Below are 17051 nucleotides of genomic sequence, written 5' to 3' on the forward strand. Positions count from 1 at the left end.
AGGACCCACGACCACAGGAGGCACGACATGTCGGGCGAGTTGCGGCTGGGTCCGCGTACGTTCGGCCCGACCGACCTCGTGGTGATGGCGATCGTCAATCGGACACCCGACTCGTTCTTCGACCGCGGGGCCACCTACGCCGCCGACGCCGCGTTGCGGGCGGTCGAAGCGGCGATCCGGGACGGCGCGGACATCATCGACATCGGCGGCGTCAAGGCCGGCCCGGGCGACCACGTCGACCCGGCCCAGGAGATCGAGCGGACGGTGGCCACCGTCGCCGCGGTCCGCGCCGCGTTCCCCGACACGGTGATCTCGATCGACACCTGGCGCGCGGAGGTCGCCACCGAGGCGGTCGCCGCCGGCGCCGACCTGATCAACGACACCTGGGCCGGCGCGGACCCGCATCTCGCCGAGGTCGCCGCGGCCACCGGCGCGGGGCTGGTCTGCACCCACGCGGGCGGCCTGCGCCCGCGCACCCGTCCCCACCGCGCCGCCTTCGCCGACGTGGTCGCCGACGCGGTCGGCACGGTCACCGCGCTGGCCCGCCGGGCCGAGTCACTGGGCGTACGACCGGACGGCATCGTCGTCGACCCCGCGCACGACTTCGGCAAGAACACCCGGCACTCGCTGGAACTGACCCGCCGCCTCGGCGACCTGGTGGCCACCGGCTGGCCGGTGCTGGTCGCGCTGTCCAACAAGGACTTCATCGGCGAGACCCTCGACGTGCCCGTCGACCAGCGACTGGAGGGCACGCTCGCGGCGACCGCGGTCTCGGCCTGGCTCGGCGCCCGCCTCTTCCGCGCCCACCAGGTCCGCGAGACCCGCCGCGTCCTCGACACGGTCTCCGCGATCCGCGGCGACCGGCCTCCGGCGGTCTCCCGGAGGGGACTCGCCTAGGTCCAGTCGAGGATCTTCTTGCGCCAGGCGTAGAGGATGCCGAGCGCGAGCACGGCCACGAAGATGGCCATTTCCACGACGGTCGTCGCACCGAATCCCGGGCGGTCGAAGATCACGGCCCACGGAAAGAGGAAAACGGCCTCAACCGCGAAAAGCACATAAAGGTACGCGTACACGTAATAGCGGATCTGCATCTGCGCCCAGTCGCCCCCGACCGGGTCGACGCCGCTCTCGTAGGTCGCGCGCTTGCCCGCGGGCTCGGCCGGATCGGCCGGACTGAGCAGCCGATTGGCGGTGAACGCGCCGACGAAGATGAGCACGCTCGCCACCAACAGGAGCCCCAGCGTCGCGTACGACCCGAGGTAACCCGTCATGGCACGGCACTCTACCGCCGTTCGGGCGATCAGCGCGGGCCGATGAGTCCACGCGAGTCAGCGAAGGTCGGAGTTACGGATTTGTTTCCGACCGAACGGGTGTCCAGGGGCAACTATCCCCGAATAATGAAGCACCCACGGACGGAAGAGGGCCCATGCCGAGCGATCGCCGCACGCCCGCGCTGCTCCGCGCGCTCGCTGCCGGCCTGCTCGCCGCCGGCCTGACCGCGCTCGTGGTGGCGGTCCCGTCCATGGGCCCCGGCCCGGGCCCCGTCGCGGTCGCCTACGACCCCGAGGACGACACCACCCTGCCCGACCCGGACGCGACCGAGCCCGACTCGCCGCCGACCATCGCCGCGCCGACCGAGACGGCGACCGAGACGCCGAGCCCCACGCCGACCGACACCGAGACCGGCACGCCGACCGAGCAACCGACCACGGAGCCGACCCGGCCGAGTCAGCCCAGCTACCGGCCCGGTCCGAGCGGCGTCCCGTACCCGACGCAGAGCCGGCCCGGCCCGGTGCTCCCGGGCGACAAGCCACGGCTCGCGGCACTGGTCCGCACCGACGACGTCAGCCTCGGCCCCTCCTACTGGACCCGCGGCAGCACCCGTGCCGACCTGCGGGTGGTCGTCGAGAACACCGGCACGATCGTCGAGCGGATCAGCATGCGCTACACGCTGCCGGAGGGGCTCACCGACGCCGGCACACCCGGCTGCCAGCGCGCCGCCGGGCGCACGTACACCTGCGGTTCCTGGGTCGCCGGTCCCGGCAAGCGCTTCTCGACCACGGTCCGCGTGCGGGTGGCCGGCGACGCCTGGCGGCGGATGCCCCTCAGCGGCTCCGTCGACGTCACGGCGAGCGCCCCCGGCCGGACCGATCTCGGCACGGTCGGCGACAACCAGGGCTTCGCGGTGCTCTTCCCGCCGGGCCCGCCGGTCGCCGGGATCAGGCTCGCCGCCGGCGAGGTCGACTTCCGGACGGCCACCGGTACGGCCGACCTCGACGTCAGGCTCACCAACTCGGGTGACGTCGACTCGGCGGGCGCGGTCGAGGTGGTGCTCCCCGAAGGGGTGACCGTCGGCACCCGCCCGGCCGGCTGCGCCACCGAGGGCGACCGCACCCGCTGCGACCTGGGCCGGCTGGGGTCCGGCGAGACCGTGACGACGACGTTGCCGCTGCTGGCGACGGCCGAGGCGCAGCGGCTGGCTCCGCTGTCCGGCGCGGTGTTCGGCACGCTGACCGCGGGCGGTCGCACCAAGCAGGTGCAGATGAGCTTCCGGATCACCGCGGCCGCGGCCACCGCCACGCCGTCGGCCACCCCCGACGCGCCCGTCGGCCCGACCGCCTCACAGGGCATGGTCGGCGCGTTCGCACCGATCGGCGGCGACGCGGGCGGCCTGTCGACCGTGCAGAAGACGGCCCTCGCCCTGGTGATCGTCTCCATCCTGCTGGTGGTGCTGGCGATCGCGCTCGCCACCACCTCCCTGCGTGCGCGTATAGAAGACGACAGCACCGCACCGCTCGACGTGCCGGCCCATAACTAGGCCGACAAGCAGTGCTTTCGCTCACAAGTAAGGTAACCCTGACCCGGACATGAGAAGGTCGTCTCACCGGGCGGGACCCGGTACGTGGAAAGGCTGTTCTCGGGACGTACGCTTTCCCAGAGACACAACATGGAGCGGGACGGCCCACTGACGCGCGACCCCGCCGCCGCCGTCCGGCAAGGAGGTCAGCTTCTCGTGACCAAACAGGTCCGTCAACTGGATCGCGTGGTCATCCGCTTCGCTGGCGACTCCGGCGACGGCATGCAGCTCACCGGCGACCGGTTTACTTCGGAGACCGCCCAGCTCGGCAACGACATCTCGACGCTGCCGAACTTCCCCGCCGAGATCCGGGCCCCTGCCGGCACGCTGCCGGGTGTGTCGAGCTTCCAGGTGCACTTCGCGGACTACGACATCCTCACCCCGGGTGACGCCCCGAACGTACTGGTCGCGATGAACCCGGCCGCGCTCAAGGCCAACATCGGCGACCTGCCGCGCGGTGCCGACATCATCGTCAACACCGACGAGTTCACCAAGCGCAACCTGACCAAGGTCGGCTACGCGGTGAACCCCCTCGAGGACGGTTCGCTCGACGGCTACGCGCTGCACCCGGTCGCCCTGACCTCGATGACCATCGGCGCCCTCGCCGACCACGCGGTCTCCAAGAAAGACGCCGAGCGCGCGAAGAACATGTTCGCCCTGGGCCTGCTCTCCTGGATGTACTCGCGGCCCTACGAGTCGACGATCCGGTTCCTGGAGCGCAAGTTCGCCTCCCGTCCGGAGCTGGTCGCGGCCAACATCGCGGCGTTCAAGGCCGGCTGGAACTTCGGCGAGACCACCGAGGACTTCGGTGTCCGCTACGAGGTCAAGCCCGCCCGGATGCGCCCCGGCACCTACCGCAACATCACCGGCAACCAGGCGCTCTCGCTCGGCCTCGTCGCCGCCGGCGTGCGCTCGGGCCTGCCGGTCTTCCTCGGCGCCTACCCGATCACCCCGGCGTCCGACATCCTGCACGAGCTGAGCAAGCACAAGCGGTTCGGCGTGACCACGATGCAGGCGGAAGACGAGATCGCCGCGATCGGTGCCGCGCTCGGCGCCTCGTACGGCGGCAGCCTGGGCATCACCACCACGTCCGGCCCCGGCGTCGCGCTCAAGGGCGAGACGATCTCGCTGGCCGTCGCGCTCGAGCTGCCGCTCGTGATCATCGACGTGCAGCGGGCCGGCCCGTCGACGGGCATGCCGACCAAGACCGAGCAGGCCGACCTCAACATGGCGCTGTTCGGCCGGCACGGCGAGGCGCCGGTGGCCGTGGTCGCGCCGCGGTCGCCGTCCGACTGCTTCTTCGCCGCGCTCGAGGCGTCCCGGATCGCGCTGACCTACCGCACGCCGGTGATCCTGCTGTCCGACAACTACGTGGCCAACGGGTCCGAGCCGTGGCTGCTGCCCGAGGTCGACTCGCTGCCCGACCTGCGGGTCGAGTTCGCGACCGAGCCCAACGGCGACGACGGCAAGACCTTCCTGCCTTACCTGCGCGACCCGGTGACGATGGCCCGCCCGTGGGCGATCCCCGGCACGCCGGGCCTCGAGCACCGGATCGGCGGTCTGGAGAAGGCCGACAAGACCGGCGACATCTCGTACGACCCGGCGAACCACGACTTCATGGTGCGCACCCGGGCCGCCCGCATCGAGGGCATCCCGGTGCCGGACCTCGAGGTCGAGGACCCCGACGGCGACGCCCGCACCCTGGTGCTCGGCTGGGGCTCGACCTTCGGCCCCATCGGCGCGGCCTGCCGGGCCCTGCGCCAGCGCGGGCTGCCGATCGCCCAGGCGCACCTGCGGCACCTGTCGCCGATGCCCGCCAACCTCGGCGAGGTGCTCAAGGCGTACGACCGCGTGGTCATCCCGGAGATGAACCTGGGCCAGCTCGCCCACGTGGTCCGGGCGCGTTACCTCGTCGACGCCATCCCCTACAACCAGGTCAGCGGCCTGCCGTTCACGGCCGCGAAACTGGAGTCCATGCTCGAGGAAGTCGTCAAAAATGGCTGAGCCCGTCGCCCTGAAGCTGACCCAGAAGGACTTCAAGTCCGACCAGGAGGTTCGCTGGTGCCCCGGCTGCGGTGACTACGCGATCCTCGCCGCGGTCCAGTCCTTCATGCCGGAGCTGCAGATCCCGCGCGAGCGCACCGTGTTCGTCTCGGGCATCGGCTGCTCGTCCCGCTTCCCGTACTACATGAACACCTACGGGATGCACTCGATCCACGGCCGCGCGCCGGCGATCGCGACCGGCCTGTCGGTGAGCCGGCCCGACCTCTCGGTCTGGGTCGTCACCGGCGACGGCGACGCGCTCTCGATCGGCGGCAACCACCTGATCCACGCGCTGCGCCGCAACGTCAACCTGAAGATCCTGCTGTTCAACAACCGGATCTACGGCCTGACCAAGGGGCAGTACTCACCGACGTCGGAGCTCGGCAAGATCACCAAGTCGACGCCGGTCGGCTCGGCGGACTCGCCGTTCAACCCGCTCTCGCTGGCGCTGGGCGCCGAGGCCACGTTCGTCGCCCGGACCATCGACTCCGACCGCAAGCACCTGCAGTCGGTGCTGCGGGCCGCGGCCGAGCACCAGGGTTCCGCGTTCGTCGAGATCTACCAGAACTGCAACATCTTCAACGACGGCGCCTTCGAGACGCTGAAGGACCCGTCGACCCGCGATGAGTACCTGATCCGGCTCGAGCACGGCCAGCCGATCACGTTCGGCGCCGACGGTCAGCGCTGCGTCGTGCACCCGCCGGGCGGCTTCGGCCTCGAGGTGCGCGAGACGGCCTCGGTCGACCCGGCCGACATCGTGGTGCACGACGCGACGGTCGCCGAGCCGGCGTACGCGTTCGCCCTGTCCCGCCTGCCGGGCCTCGACCTGCGCAACACACCGATCGGGGTGCTGCGCCAGGTCCAGCGGTCGTCCTACGACGAGCGGGTCCGGGAGCAGACCGAGACGGCCAAGGCAAAGGCCACCGGCTCGCCCGAGGACCAGCTCGCCGGCCTGCTGACCAGCGGCGACACCTGGACGATCCTCTAGGCTCCGGCCACCGTGGACGGCCGGTCGTCACGGACGTAGACCAGCATGTCGCCGGTCTCGACCGTGAGGCCGGCCGGCTCCGCGATCGAGACGACCTTGCCGCGGCGGACCAGCGCGATCACCAGCGGGTCGAGGGCGCGCGGCGCCTGGCCTACCTCGCGCCGCTCGGCCGAGCGCATCGCCAGCGCCATGCCCTGGCCCGGCGTCAGCAGGTCCTCGACGACCTCGATCAGCGGCGGCGCGGAGGTCGAGAGGCCCAGCAGCCGGCCGGCCGTGGACGCCGACACGATCACGTGGTGGGCGCCGCTCTGCCGCAGCAGCGGCGCGTTTTCCGACTCACGGGCGGCGGCGATGATCCGCACCTTGCCGGCGGTCAACTGCCGCACGGTCAACGTCACCAGCACGGCCGCATCGTCGCTGTGCGTCGCGATGATCACCGACTTGGCGTCCTTGACGTGCGCGTCCAGCAGCGTCGAGGAGCGGGTCGCCGAGCCCTCGATGCCGACGAGGCCGCTGGCGATCGCCGACCGCAGTGCCGTCTGGTCGCGCTCGACGACCACGATCCGGCTTTTGTCGAGGCCGTTCTCCAGGAGCGCGTTGACGGCGCTGCGCCCCTTCGTCCCGTACCCGCAGACGATCACGTGGTCTTTCACTTTCTTCCTCCACCGCGTCAGTCGCAGGTTGGTGCGGTACTGCTCGGTCAGCACCTCGAGGGTGGTGCCGACCAGGATGATCAGGAAGAGCACGCGGGCGGGCGTGATGACGAAGACGTTGATCACGCGGGCGGACTCGCTGACCGGGGTGATGTCGCCGTAACCCGTGGTCGAGAGCGTCACCACGGCGTAGTACGCGCAGTCGAGCAGCGAGAGCGGCGTCTCCGTGACGTCGCGGTAGCCGCCACGGTCGACGTACACGATGACGACGATGAGCACGACCAGCGCGACCGCGGCAAGCAGTCGCACGCCGAGCGCCCGGAGTGGACTCTGGCGTACCTTGGGAAAGTGGATCACGCCGTCTCCCGCACGCCCACACCGTAACGAAGCCGCGCGGCTGCCGCGCCCCCCGGCGGGTGTCGATTCCGCGCGGGCGTCAGCTACGGTTTGCGGTCAGCCTCGCCGTCGCCGATCAGGGCGCCGCGGTAGGTGCGCGAGCGGCGCGGGTGCGGCGGCTGCGGGTCGACGCCGCCGGCCGGCCGGCCTCCCCGCGGTTCGCGGAACGACACCGTGGTCTCGTCGCCCTCCCGGGACGGGTCGGGCCGGTGGCGGGCCCCCGGCCGCAACGGATCCGGCGCGTGCTGCGGCATCGGCGCCCCGTCGAGCGGGCCGGACGTCTCGGGCTCGGCGGCGAAGCGGCTCGAACCCGCGGCCAGGTCGGGGTGCTCGACGGCGAGCGCCATGCCGGCCGCCTGCTCCAGCGTGAGCTCCGCACCGGCGGCGTACGCGGTGTCGAACGCGGTGTCGCCCAGCGCCGACCGGGTCGTCTCCTGCTCCCGCGACCAGTACGCGGCGAACAGCCCGCCCGCGCCGCGCGTCGTGGTGCGGGTGGCCTGCGCGGCGCCGAACAGCCGGGCCGCGGTCTTCGGGTCGCCGCCCTGGGCGCACCGCACCGCCATCGCGTTGAGGCTGTCGCAGGCCCGGCTCCGGAAGCCGTACGCCATCCGCGAGCGCAGCGCGACGACCAGGTGGTCGTGCGCCGCGACCAGGTCGCCGCGGGCCAGCGCGACCATGCCGAGCAGCATGTCGACCGTGCGGCGACCCCGCTCGGCCGGGCGGGCGGCCTCGAGCGGGCGGGCCGCGCCGAGCAACTCGGCCGCCTCGTCGAGGGCGCCGCGCTGCCAGAGCAGCTCGGCCAGGCTGAGCACCGCGACCAGCGCGTCGCTGGTGACGCCGTTCTCGGCGGCCCACTCCATCACGTCGCGACTGGCCCGCTCGGCCTCGGCCAACCGGCCCATGTCGATCAGCGGACCGGCCCGGCCGGCGATCACCCGGGCCAGCAGGCCCGCGTCGCCCGCCTGCTGCGCGGCCACCTCGGCGCGCTGGGCGAACCGCAGCTCCTCGGCGAACTCGCCGTCGGCAGCGGCGTGCTGCGAGTGCATGTGGTAGACCGCCGCGAGCTCCGCGTCGGGGATCGGCTCACCGGTCTCGGCGATCCGGCCGTAGAGGCGGAACAGCCACAGCCGGCCCTCGCGGGCGAGCCCGCGCTCGCGCCACCACTGGTCGAGCCCGCCGGCCAGGCGCAGTCCCATCCGCGCGCTGCCGCCGGTGGCCGTCCAGCGCAGCGCGGCCCGCACCTCGTCGGCCAGCGGGTCGAGCGCGGCGAGCGAGAGGGTCACCGGCCGGCCGTCGGCGCCGTGGAAGACCCGCTGCAGCGCGTGCGCGCACCACGCGACGTGCCGGTCGCGGGCGCTCTGCTCCTCGCCGGCGTCGACCAGGCGGCGGGCCGCGTACGCGCGGATCGGGTCGAGGATCCGGTAGCTGCTCCCCGTGCCGTGCGGCTCGACCTGGATCATCGACTTGTCGACCAGCACCGCCAGCGGGTCGAGCGGGTCGTCGTCGAGCAGCCACTCGACGGTGGCGAGGTCGACCGGGCCGGCGAAGACCGACAGCCAGCGCAGCAGCCGGGCGGCGCGCGGGCCGAGCGTGCGGTAGGACCAGGTGACCGTCGCCTGCATCGTGGCGTGCCGCTGGGTCGCCGAGCGCAACGCGGCCCGGGTCTGCGCGCTGCGCGCCTCACCGAGCGCCGCGGCGTTGAGGTCGACGGTGTCTTCCTGGTTGCCGGCGTTCGGGAAATCCCCGTATGCCGCTGGGCCCTCGGCGTCCTCGCGGCCCGCGTCCAGCGTGCCGAGCACGTCGTCGAGGCGCTCGGCGAGCTGGCTCGCGGAGAGCACCCGCAGGCGGGCGGCGGCCAGCTCGATCGCCAGCGGCAGCCCGTCGAGCCGGGCGACCACCCGGTGCAGCTCGATCGACTCGTTGAGCCCGCCGCGCCGGCCGCCGCGGGCTGCCGCGGTGCGGTCGAGCAGCAGCGCCATCGCGTCGCTCGGCCCGCCACCCGGTGCCGGCTCCGTCGACAGCGGAGGGATGCGCCACACGACCTCACCGGGCAGCCCGAACGGCTCCCGGCTGGTGGCCAGCACGCGCAGCGCGCTGCCACCGGTGAGCAACCGGGAGATGGCCTCGGCGGACGCGCCGGGCTGGGCGTCGCAGGTGTCGAGCATGAGCAGCATGCGCTTGCCCGCGGCGTAGTCGACCAGCGTGTCGATCATCGGCCGCCCGGGCTCGGGGCGCAGGCCGAAGACCGCGGCGATCGCGAACGCGACCAGGCCCGGGTCGGTCACCGTGGCAATGTCGACGAACCAGACCCCGTCCGGGTACGCGTCGACGAGCGGCCCGGCGACCTCGACCGCGATCCGCGTCTTGCCGGCACCGCCCGCGCCGACGACCGTCACGAGGCGGTTCTCCCGCAGCAGGGCCGACAGCTCGGCGCGCTCGGTCTGCCGGCCGATGAACGGGGTCACCTGGGTCGGCAGGTTGTGCACGGCCTCGTCGACCGTGCGCGGGCGCGGGAAGTCGCGGCCCAGGCCCGGTGCGACGAGTTGGAAGAGGCGTTCGCGGTCGTCGAAGCCGCGCAGCCGGTGCAGGCCCAGGTCGATCAGCGACGCGTCGGCCGGCAGCGGCGCGGCGTGGTGCGCGGTCGCCGCGGAGAGCAGCACCTGGCCGCCGTGCGCCGCGGCCGCGATCCGGGCCGCCCGGTGCACCTCGGGGCTCGCGTACTCACCGGCGAGCGGGACCGCGTGCCCCGTGTGCAGGCCCATCCGGACCCGGGGCGTGGCCTCGGGCGCCGGCCAGTCGTGGTCGGCCAGGGCGCGCTGCGCGCTGACACAGGCGTCCAGCGCGGCGGCCGCGTCGTCGAACGCGATGAAGAACGAGTCGCCCTCGGTGAACAGCTCGACGCCACGGTTGGCGGCGAGGGTGGCGCGCAGAATCCGCCGGTGCTCCGTGAGCACCGGCCGGTAACCCGCACCGAGCATCTGGGCCAGTCGCGTCGAGCCCTCGATGTCGGTGAACAAGAAAGTCACCAACCCACTGGGAAGGTGAACTCGTCCCGGCACGCCTAGAACCTCCGCCCCCCTGGAAGTCGGGTCCATGCTGCCGCACTCCGGTCCGCCGGCGCATCGTAGGTTCGGTCGGCCCGGCGGGGCCCAAGGTCGATCACCCGCTCCCACCTGGAGGAACGTGCCACGCCGGGGTTAACCACGGGTGTCCGGCCGCGGTTACACGGCTGAGTAACGAGGTGTCCGGTGGGTGGTTGCGGCACCGTTGGTCAGTGTTGATCAGACCAACGGATGATCGACAGGGGTCAGCGAACGGGGGTCAACACCCGCAGGCGCCGCCGCAACAGCCTCCGCCGCCACCCGCCGACGGAGCGGGCGATGCCCCGGCGATGCCGCCGACGGCGACTGTGGAGAGCAGCTTGACGGTGTCGGCGTGGCCGTCCGGGCACTGCGCGGGCGCGGACGCCTCGGCCATCGGGCGGTTGACCTCGAAGGTGCTGCCGCAAGCGCGGCAGCGGAACTCATACCGGGGCATGCCAGACAGGGTACGGCCTCCGCCTTACCGAAACCCGCACCCGCCTGGGTAGGCTCGTGCTCGTGGGTGCCGGGGAGGAGACACCGACGGCTGCGGCGAAGCTTCGCGCTTCCGTGCCGGACCAACGTTCGCCGAGCGACGCACCGGCCGCCGAGCCGGCTGCCGCGGCGCCCGGCGGCACGCCCGCTCCGCCGCCCGAGGCCGAAAAGTCCGAAGTGGCGGACCCGCCGGCACCTTCACCCACCAAAGTGGACATCGACCTCGACGAGCCGTGGGACCCGGCCAAGCGGCCGCCGCCCGGCATCGAGCGCCCGGTCACCCGCCGCCTGCTCGGCGGGGCGGCGATCCGGTCCGGTGCGACCGCCTTCGCCGACTGGTCCCGCCGCCCGAGCGGCCGGCTGGTGCTGCCCGGTGCGCTGCTCTTCGCGCTCGTCGGCATGACCGCGGTCGCCGGTGCCGTGGTGCTCCCCGCCAACGCGCCGCCGGCCGCCCACCCGAGCCCGGCGAGCACGCCGAGCGCCGACCCGTCCCTCTCCGCCGACCCCGGCTTCCCGTTCCCGACCGACGCCGTGCCGTCCGACCCGGGCTTCCCGCCGATCCCGACCGGCACGCCGACGACCACCGCGCCGGGCAACAACCCGCCGGTGGGCGGCGCCGTGCAGCCCGCCGACGTGCTGACCGGGTGGGCCACCCAGATCGGCGCGAAGGTCGGCATCAGCGCGACCGCCATGCGCGCGTACGGCTACGCCGAACTCGTCGTCACCCAGACCACGCCGTCGTGCAACCTGTCGTGGACCACGGTCGCCGCGATCGGCAAGGTCGAGTCCGGGCACGGCACCGCCAACAACAGCACGCTGACTCCCGACGGCCAGACCTTCCCGCGCATCATCGGCCTGCCACTGGACGGCCAGGGCAACCGGCTGCGGATCATGGACACCGACGACGGCCAGCTCGACGGCGACTCGACGTACGACCGGGCGATCGGTCCGATGCAGTTCATCCCCACCACGTGGGCCACATCCGGCGTCGATGCGGACAACAACGGCGTGAAGGATCCGAACGACCTCGACGACGCGGCCCTGGCGACAGCTAACTATCTGTGTCGAAACTCCTGGGACCTCAACCGGCCCGGCGACTGGTCGTCCGCCATCCGCAGCTACAACAACGTGGACCAATACGTCCGGGACGTGTTCGCGGCGGCCAACGAGTACGGCACCAAGAGCCGCACGTAGCGTAATCGCACAGGCACTTTGGAGAACTAAGGCCTTTCGCGTCGGACTGGTTAGCGGCAAGCTAGACAGGTGATGGTGCGCGAGTGGGATCCCAGAACCGCCTCCGCCGACGAGCTACGCGCGATGCTGGACAGCCTCAATGCCGTGCTCATGGCGGACCTCCCGGATGACCCACTGTGGCAGGAGAGTTATCTTCGCGAATACCTGGCCGAGACGATGCCGGGTGAACGACGCATTTCCTGGCTCGCCGAAGAGCCCGCCGAGCAGGGCAAGCCGGCCAAGGTCCTCGGGCACGCCAACGTGCTGCTGCTCGGCGACATCGGCGTGGTCGAGCTGCTGATCCACCCCAAGGCCCGGCGCGCCGGCCTCGCCCGCGAAATGCTCGCCCAGGCCGCCCGCAAGACCTTTCACGAAGGCTTTTCCGTCATCGGCGCCGAGGTCGTCGGTGGCACCCCGGCCGTCACGTTCTTCGAATCCGTTGGCTTCGTCCGCGAATACACCGAGACCCGCAGCGTGCTCCGGCTCAACTCCGTCGACTGGCTGACGCTGGGCGAGATGGCCCGCGGCATCGGGGCCGGCTACCGGCTCGAGTTCTGCCCGGGCGGGCCGCCCGACGACCTGCTCGACGCCTACGCCAAGGCCAAGGCCGAGCTGCGCGACATCGACGACGGCGACCTCGACCTGCGCCCCAGCTCCTACGACCCGCAACGGCTCCGGGCGAGCCTCGACTGCCTGCACCGCCGCGGCATGAAGCCCTACATCGTGCTCGCCATCCACGAGAAGACCGGCGACGTCGCGGGGCTCACCGAGGTCGTCGTGCCGGCGCAGCACCCCACCCGGGCCGACCAGTACGACACGATCGTCGCCCAGGACCACCGCGGCTACGGCATCGACCGGGCCATCAAGGCGCGCATGCTCTTCGAGCTGCGCTCGGCCGAGCCCAAGCTGGCCGAGGTGCAGACGTGGAACGCGCAGGCCAACGAGTCGATGCTCAAGGTCAACGCGGAGCTGGGCTTCCAGGCCGACCGCGAGTGGTACGAGTACGGCGCCGACGTGGCCGACGTCCTGCGCAGACTCGAACACGGCGCTTAGTCAGCTAGCCGACACGTGATCGCCATTCAGGGCTGCTAGACAGCCCTGAATGGTTTTCTCTTTCTGCCCCCACCACCCCGGAGGCTCCCTTGCGCTCTAAGCGCGCGTCCGCCGTCCTGGTGGCCGCGACCCTCACCACGACCGCCGCTATCTTCGGCGTGTCCGGTGGGGCATCCGCGGCACCGACCGACCTGATCATCTCCGAATACGTCGAGGGCTCGTCCAACAACAAGGCGGTCGAGCTCTACAACGGAACGGGAGCACCGGTCGACCTGGCCGGCTACCGGCTCTCGGTCTACTTCAACGGTGCCACCGCGGCGACCTTCAACGCCGACCTGACGGGCACGGTCGCGGCCGGCGACGTGTTCGTGTTCGCCCACGCGTCCTCGGCCGCGGCGATCCTGGCCCAGGCCGACGCGACCACGGGCAGCGGCCTGTGGAACGGTGACGACGCCGTCGTGCTGAGCAAGGGCGGCGCCGTCGTCGACTCGCTCGGCCAGGTCGGCGTCGACCCGGGCACCGAGTGGGGCACCGGCCTCACGAGCACGGCCGACAACACCATCCGTCGCACGTCGACGGTCGAGGCGGGCGACACGGACCCGAGCGACGCGTTCGACCCGGCGACGCAGTGGGACGGCTTCGCCTCCGACACGTTCGACGGCCTCGGCAGCCACTCCACCGGCGGCGGCCCGGTCGACGCGCCCGCGGTGCTCACCTGCGGCAGTCCGCTCTACACCGCGGTCGGCACGGCGGCGACCCGGGACGTCACGGCCACCGACCCCGACGACACGATCACCGACCTCGCGATCACCTCGGTGACGCCGACGCCGGCGACGGGCAGCATCACCCGCACGGCCTTCACGGGCGGCGCGACCGCCACGGCCACGCTCGCGGCGAGCGCCGACCTGCCGGCGGGCGGCTACCAGGTCCGGGTCACCTCGACCGACGACGACGGCACGACCGCGTCCTGCACGCTGACGGTCCAGGTCAACCGGACGCTCTCCGTCGGCGAGGTGCAGGGCCAGACCACCGACGCGGAGCAGGGCAAGCTGGACCGCTCGCCGCTCGCCCCGGCCAGCGGCAACAGCGCGCTGCTGTATGACATCCGCGGCGTGGTCACCCAGCGCACGCTCTCCCGCACGTCGGCCGGCGCGCTGCAGTACGGCTTCTTCCTGCAGAGCCGCCCCGGCACCGAGGACGGCGACCCGCTGACCTCCGACGGCATCTTCGTCTACACGAGCACGTTCACCACGCTGATCGGCGGCTACCAGCCGGTCGTCGGCGACGAGATCGTCGTCCGGGGCCGGGTCACCGAGTACTTCAACCTGACCCAGATCGCCAGCGCCTCGCTGGTGTCCAAGCTGGCCGGTGACGTCTCGGTGACCGTCACGGACGCGGTGCCGTCGACCGACCTCGCCACCGCGGACCGGTTCTGGGAGCGGCACGAGGGCATGCGGATGCGGGTGGCGGCCGGCGCGCAGGCGGTCAGCGGCCGCGACGTGTTCACCAGCACGGCCGACTCCGAGGTGTGGGTGGTCGACAAGGACGACCCGCTGCTCGACCGCGCCGACCCGTACGCCCGCCGGGTCTTCCGTGACTCGCACCCGCTGGACAACGACCCGGCGCGGTTCGACGACGAGAACGGCAACCGGATCATGTTCGGCTCCATGGGCGTCAAGGACCGCTCCGGCGACAGCACGACGCTGCTCCCGCCGGCGCACACCTTCGACAAGCTGACGGGCGACGCGGTCGGCGGGCTCTACTTCTCGTTCGACAAGTACGGCATCCAGCCGGAGCAGGTCTCCTTCGCGGGCGGCGCCGACCCGTCGAAGAACAACCCGCCGAAGGCCGCCAACCGCAGCACGGAGTACGCGGTCGCGACGTACAACGTCGAGAACCTCTACGACTTCCGCGACGACCCGTTCGACGGCTGTGACTTCCTCGGCAACACGGGTTGCCCGGGCGTCAGCCCGCCGTTCGACTACGTGCCGGTCGACCAGGCCGACTACGACAACCAGTTGGCGGCGCTGGCCGACCAGATCACGAACGACCTGCACAGCCCCGACGTGATCCTGGTGCAGGAGGCCGAGGACCAGGACATCTGCACGGTCGCCGGCAACGCGCTGTCCTGCGGCACGACCGACGACGCCGACGGTGCGCCGGACACGATCCAGGAACTGGCGCTGACCATCAAGGCGAAGGGCGGCCCGGCGTACGCGGCGGCCTATGACCGTGACGGCGCGGACGACCGCGGCATCACGGCGGCGTTCCTGTACCGCACGGACCGGGTCTCGCTGGCTCCCGCCGACGCGTCCGACGCGGTGCTGGGCGCGACGCCGGCGGTCACCTACCGGGGCGACGCGCTGCCGTACAACACGGACGTCCAGAACCCGAAGTCGCTCAACGCGGACCTCCCCGCGGACGTCGACACCTCGACGGGCGTGGACGGCTCGAAGGTCTACACGCGCGCGCCGCAGGTGGCCAAGTTCCTGGTGGCGGCGGCCCCGGGCAGCACGGAACGCTCGGTGCTGTGGGCGATCAGCAACCACTACTCGTCGGGCCCGGACGGCCGCATCGGCCAGCGCCGCGAACAGGCGGCCTACGGCGCGGCGGTGGTGCAGGCGATCGAGACATCGGAGCCGAACGCCCGCGTGGCGTACGGCGGCGACCTGAACGTCTTCCCCCGCCCGGACGACCCGGTGCAGTCGAACCCCGGCGACCAACTGGCGCCGCTCTACGACCAGGGCCTGCACAACCTGTGGGAGAACCTGGTGGCGGAGGTCCCGTCGAGCGCGTATTCGTACTCGTTCGAGGGCCAGGCCCAGACGCTGGACCACCTGTTCGTCAACGCACCGCTGCACGACGACCTGATCCAGATGCGCGCGGCCCACATCAACGCCGACTGGGCGGCGAACCACGCAGGCGACGGCTCACGCGGCTCGAGCGACCACGACCCGCAGGTGGCCCGCTTCACGTCCCGCGCGGAACTGCGCGTCTCGGACGCGACGGTCCTGGAAGGAAACACGGGAACCACCCGCCTGACCTTCACGGTCTCGCTCTCCCGCCCGCTTTCCCAGCCGATCCTCCTCTGCGGCACGACGCTGGGCCTGACGGCCCGCGCGGGCACCGACTACGACCCGGTGATCGGCTGCCGCACCCTCCCCGCCGGCGCAACGTCGACGACGGTGGACGTAACGATCAAGGGCGACCGCCAACGCGAACAGAACGAAACCCTGACGCTGGTGGTAGCAGGAATCCCCGGCCTGGTCCTCACAGACCCGATCGGCCTAGGCACCATCCGCAACGACGACTAGGTACTGACTGAAACGAGCGGCCCGGCCCCCACGGCCGGGCCGCTCTTCATACCGTAAAAACCAGGTTCGGTATAAGGTGCCTCAACCCGCCGAAACCGCGCGACCCGCACTTCCCACTGACTACGGAGGCGCTGCCGATCCCGCCGCCCCCGATCGCGATAAAATGTCTCGGGCGGCCGAGCAAGCCCATAAATATCGCCCCACCACTCACCGAACAGCGGATCAAGAATCACATCAAGATGAGCGGGAAACCGCCGCCGAGCCCCATCGAGGGTGTTATCGCTATCGACCATGGGTTGCAGCTTCCGTTCCCGCTGATCCACAACAACGATCCGAAACCCACATGCGGCAAGCAACCGCTCCATCATGGCAAGACTGGGAACAAGCTCCCCGGACTCAATCCGCCCCACAGTCCCATGACTAGCCCTCCCCTTCTTGGCAAGCTGCCGCTGACTAAGATCAGCCCGCCGCCGCGCGGCCCGCAACAACCCAGAAACCGCACTCCCCAACCCACCAGATTCAAGCGCCATACCGAAAGCATGCCGCCGGCGCCCACCCCAAAACACCCCCACCCCCCAGCCTGTGGATAACCACCTGACTTTGCTCTGCACCCATATACGCACCGCAGGTCAGCAGGGGTGGTGCGTATATGGGTGCAGAGCAAAGCCTGGCGGTGCGGGTGGGTGGCGGGCGCGGGGCGTGGGGTTCGCGAGCGGTTGGAGCAGTTGCCCGGGGTGCCGCGGATGGCTTGCCGGTCCCGTCTTGCTGTGGTGGCTGGGTGGAGGGCGGGCCCAGACATGGTGTTTCGGGGTTGCGGGATCGCTCCGCTGCGTGGGAGCGAAGGTTCGCGTTTTCCGGCCGGTCGGTGCGCGAGGAGGTCGGTGCGCCGGCCGGATTGCGAAGTCAGCGCGTCGCGCGGTTTCGCGGCGCACCGTCGGC

At 71.7% G+C, this 17051-nt stretch carries 11 protein-coding genes and 1 pseudogene; 7 read left to right on the plus strand and 5 right to left on the minus strand.

Annotated elements, in window-relative coordinates; translation table 11 throughout:
* The first annotated feature begins 27 nt into the window (after nt 1-27).
* A complete protein-coding gene (folP, locus tag Asi02nite_RS00940) occupies nt 28-897 on the plus strand; it encodes a dihydropteroate synthase (RefSeq protein ID WP_203710124.1) in 870 nt (289 codons plus the stop codon).
* Here folP and ndhC read toward each other — a convergent pair.
* Nucleotides 894-1271: an NADH-quinone oxidoreductase subunit A gene (gene ndhC, locus Asi02nite_RS00945; protein WP_203710125.1), complete on the minus strand. Its 378-nt coding sequence runs from the start codon at nt 1269-1271 to the stop codon at nt 894-896. The two genes, folP and ndhC, sit on opposite strands and share 4 nt — an antisense overlap.
* Nucleotides 1272-1426: 155 nt before the next feature.
* Between ndhC and Asi02nite_RS00950 the strand changes: the two genes are divergently transcribed.
* From Asi02nite_RS00950 to Asi02nite_RS00960, 3 genes are all read left to right on the plus strand, one after another.
* Nucleotides 1427-2818 carry a hypothetical protein gene (locus Asi02nite_RS00950; RefSeq protein ID WP_203710126.1) on the plus strand — a complete coding sequence of 464 codons (1392 nt, stop codon included), beginning with the start codon at nt 1427-1429 and terminating at the stop codon, nt 2816-2818.
* Nucleotides 2819-3013: 195 nt separating this feature from the next.
* Nucleotides 3014-4861 carry a 2-oxoacid:acceptor oxidoreductase subunit alpha gene (locus Asi02nite_RS00955; RefSeq protein ID WP_203710127.1) on the plus strand — a complete coding sequence of 616 codons (1848 nt, stop codon included), beginning with the start codon at nt 3014-3016 and terminating at the stop codon, nt 4859-4861.
* Nucleotides 4854-5888, plus strand: coding sequence for a 2-oxoacid:ferredoxin oxidoreductase subunit beta (locus Asi02nite_RS00960; protein WP_203710128.1), 1035 nt, complete (start codon nt 4854-4856; stop codon nt 5886-5888). Before Asi02nite_RS00955 ends, Asi02nite_RS00960 begins: the two co-directional genes overlap by 8 nt.
* Here Asi02nite_RS00960 and Asi02nite_RS00965 read toward each other — a convergent pair.
* The 3 genes and pseudogenes from Asi02nite_RS00965 to Asi02nite_RS00975 all read right to left on the minus strand — a co-directional run bounded on the left by Asi02nite_RS00965 (nt 5885) and on the right by Asi02nite_RS00975 (nt 10474).
* Nucleotides 5885-6898, minus strand: coding sequence for a potassium channel family protein (locus Asi02nite_RS00965; RefSeq protein WP_203710129.1), 1014 nt, complete (start codon nt 6896-6898; stop codon nt 5885-5887). The two genes, Asi02nite_RS00960 and Asi02nite_RS00965, sit on opposite strands and share 4 nt — an antisense overlap.
* A gap of 523 nt (nt 6899-7421) precedes the next feature.
* Nucleotides 7422-9996 (minus strand): annotated as a pseudogene (locus tag Asi02nite_RS00970) (ATP-binding protein); the annotation flags it as partial.
* A 262-nt stretch (nt 9997-10258) separates the two neighbouring features.
* The gene (locus Asi02nite_RS00975; RefSeq protein WP_203710131.1) at nt 10259-10474 is read right to left on the minus strand and encodes an FmdB family zinc ribbon protein; all 216 of its coding nucleotides are present in this window, start codon (nt 10472-10474) and stop codon (nt 10259-10261) included.
* Nucleotides 10475-10587: 113 nt separating this feature from the next.
* On the opposite strand from Asi02nite_RS00975, the gene Asi02nite_RS00980 reads away from it, so the two are divergent.
* From Asi02nite_RS00980 to Asi02nite_RS00990, 3 genes are all read left to right on the plus strand, one after another.
* Nucleotides 10588-11706, plus strand: a complete 1119-nt coding sequence (locus Asi02nite_RS00980; RefSeq protein ID WP_239126379.1) for a lytic transglycosylase domain-containing protein — start codon at nt 10588-10590, stop codon at nt 11704-11706.
* A gap of 72 nt (nt 11707-11778) precedes the next feature.
* Nucleotides 11779-12798 (plus strand): GNAT family N-acetyltransferase, encoded by a 1020-nt coding sequence (locus Asi02nite_RS00985; RefSeq protein WP_203710224.1) that lies wholly within the window; start codon nt 11779-11781, stop codon nt 12796-12798.
* Between the two features lie 89 nt (nt 12799-12887).
* Entirely contained in the window at nt 12888-16112 is a 3225-nt protein-coding gene (locus Asi02nite_RS00990; protein WP_203710132.1) for a lamin tail domain-containing protein, read from the plus strand.
* Here the strand turns inward: Asi02nite_RS00990 and Asi02nite_RS00995 are convergent.
* A complete protein-coding gene (locus Asi02nite_RS00995; RefSeq protein ID WP_203710133.1) occupies nt 16109-16642 on the minus strand; it encodes a helix-turn-helix domain-containing protein in 534 nt (177 codons plus the stop codon). The two genes, Asi02nite_RS00990 and Asi02nite_RS00995, sit on opposite strands and share 4 nt — an antisense overlap.
* Nucleotides 16643-17051 lie beyond the last annotated feature (409 nt).

Origin of the sequence: Asanoa siamensis (genome assembly GCF_016862555.1) — a bacterium.
In the GTDB taxonomy this organism is placed as follows: Bacteria; Actinomycetota; Actinomycetes; order Mycobacteriales; family Micromonosporaceae; genus Asanoa; species Asanoa siamensis.

Coding starts and splice junctions, on each gene's coding strand:
- folP (WP_203710124.1), top strand. CDS start 28: ATGTCGGGCGAGTTGCGGCTGGGTCCGCGTACGTTCGGCCCGACCGAC.
- ndhC (WP_203710125.1), bottom strand. CDS start 1,271: ATGACGGGTTACCTCGGGTCGTACGCGACGCTGGGGCTCCTGTTGGTG.
- Asi02nite_RS00950 (WP_203710126.1), top strand. CDS start 1,427: ATGCCGAGCGATCGCCGCACGCCCGCGCTGCTCCGCGCGCTCGCTGCC.
- Asi02nite_RS00960 (WP_203710128.1), top strand. CDS start 4,854: ATGGCTGAGCCCGTCGCCCTGAAGCTGACCCAGAAGGACTTCAAGTCC.
- Asi02nite_RS00975 (WP_203710131.1), bottom strand. CDS start 10,474: ATGCCCCGGTATGAGTTCCGCTGCCGCGCTTGCGGCAGCACCTTCGAG.
- Asi02nite_RS00985 (WP_203710224.1), top strand. CDS start 11,779: ATGGTGCGCGAGTGGGATCCCAGAACCGCCTCCGCCGACGAGCTACGC.
- Asi02nite_RS00995 (WP_203710133.1), bottom strand. CDS start 16,642: ATGGCGCTTGAATCTGGTGGGTTGGGGAGTGCGGTTTCTGGGTTGTTG.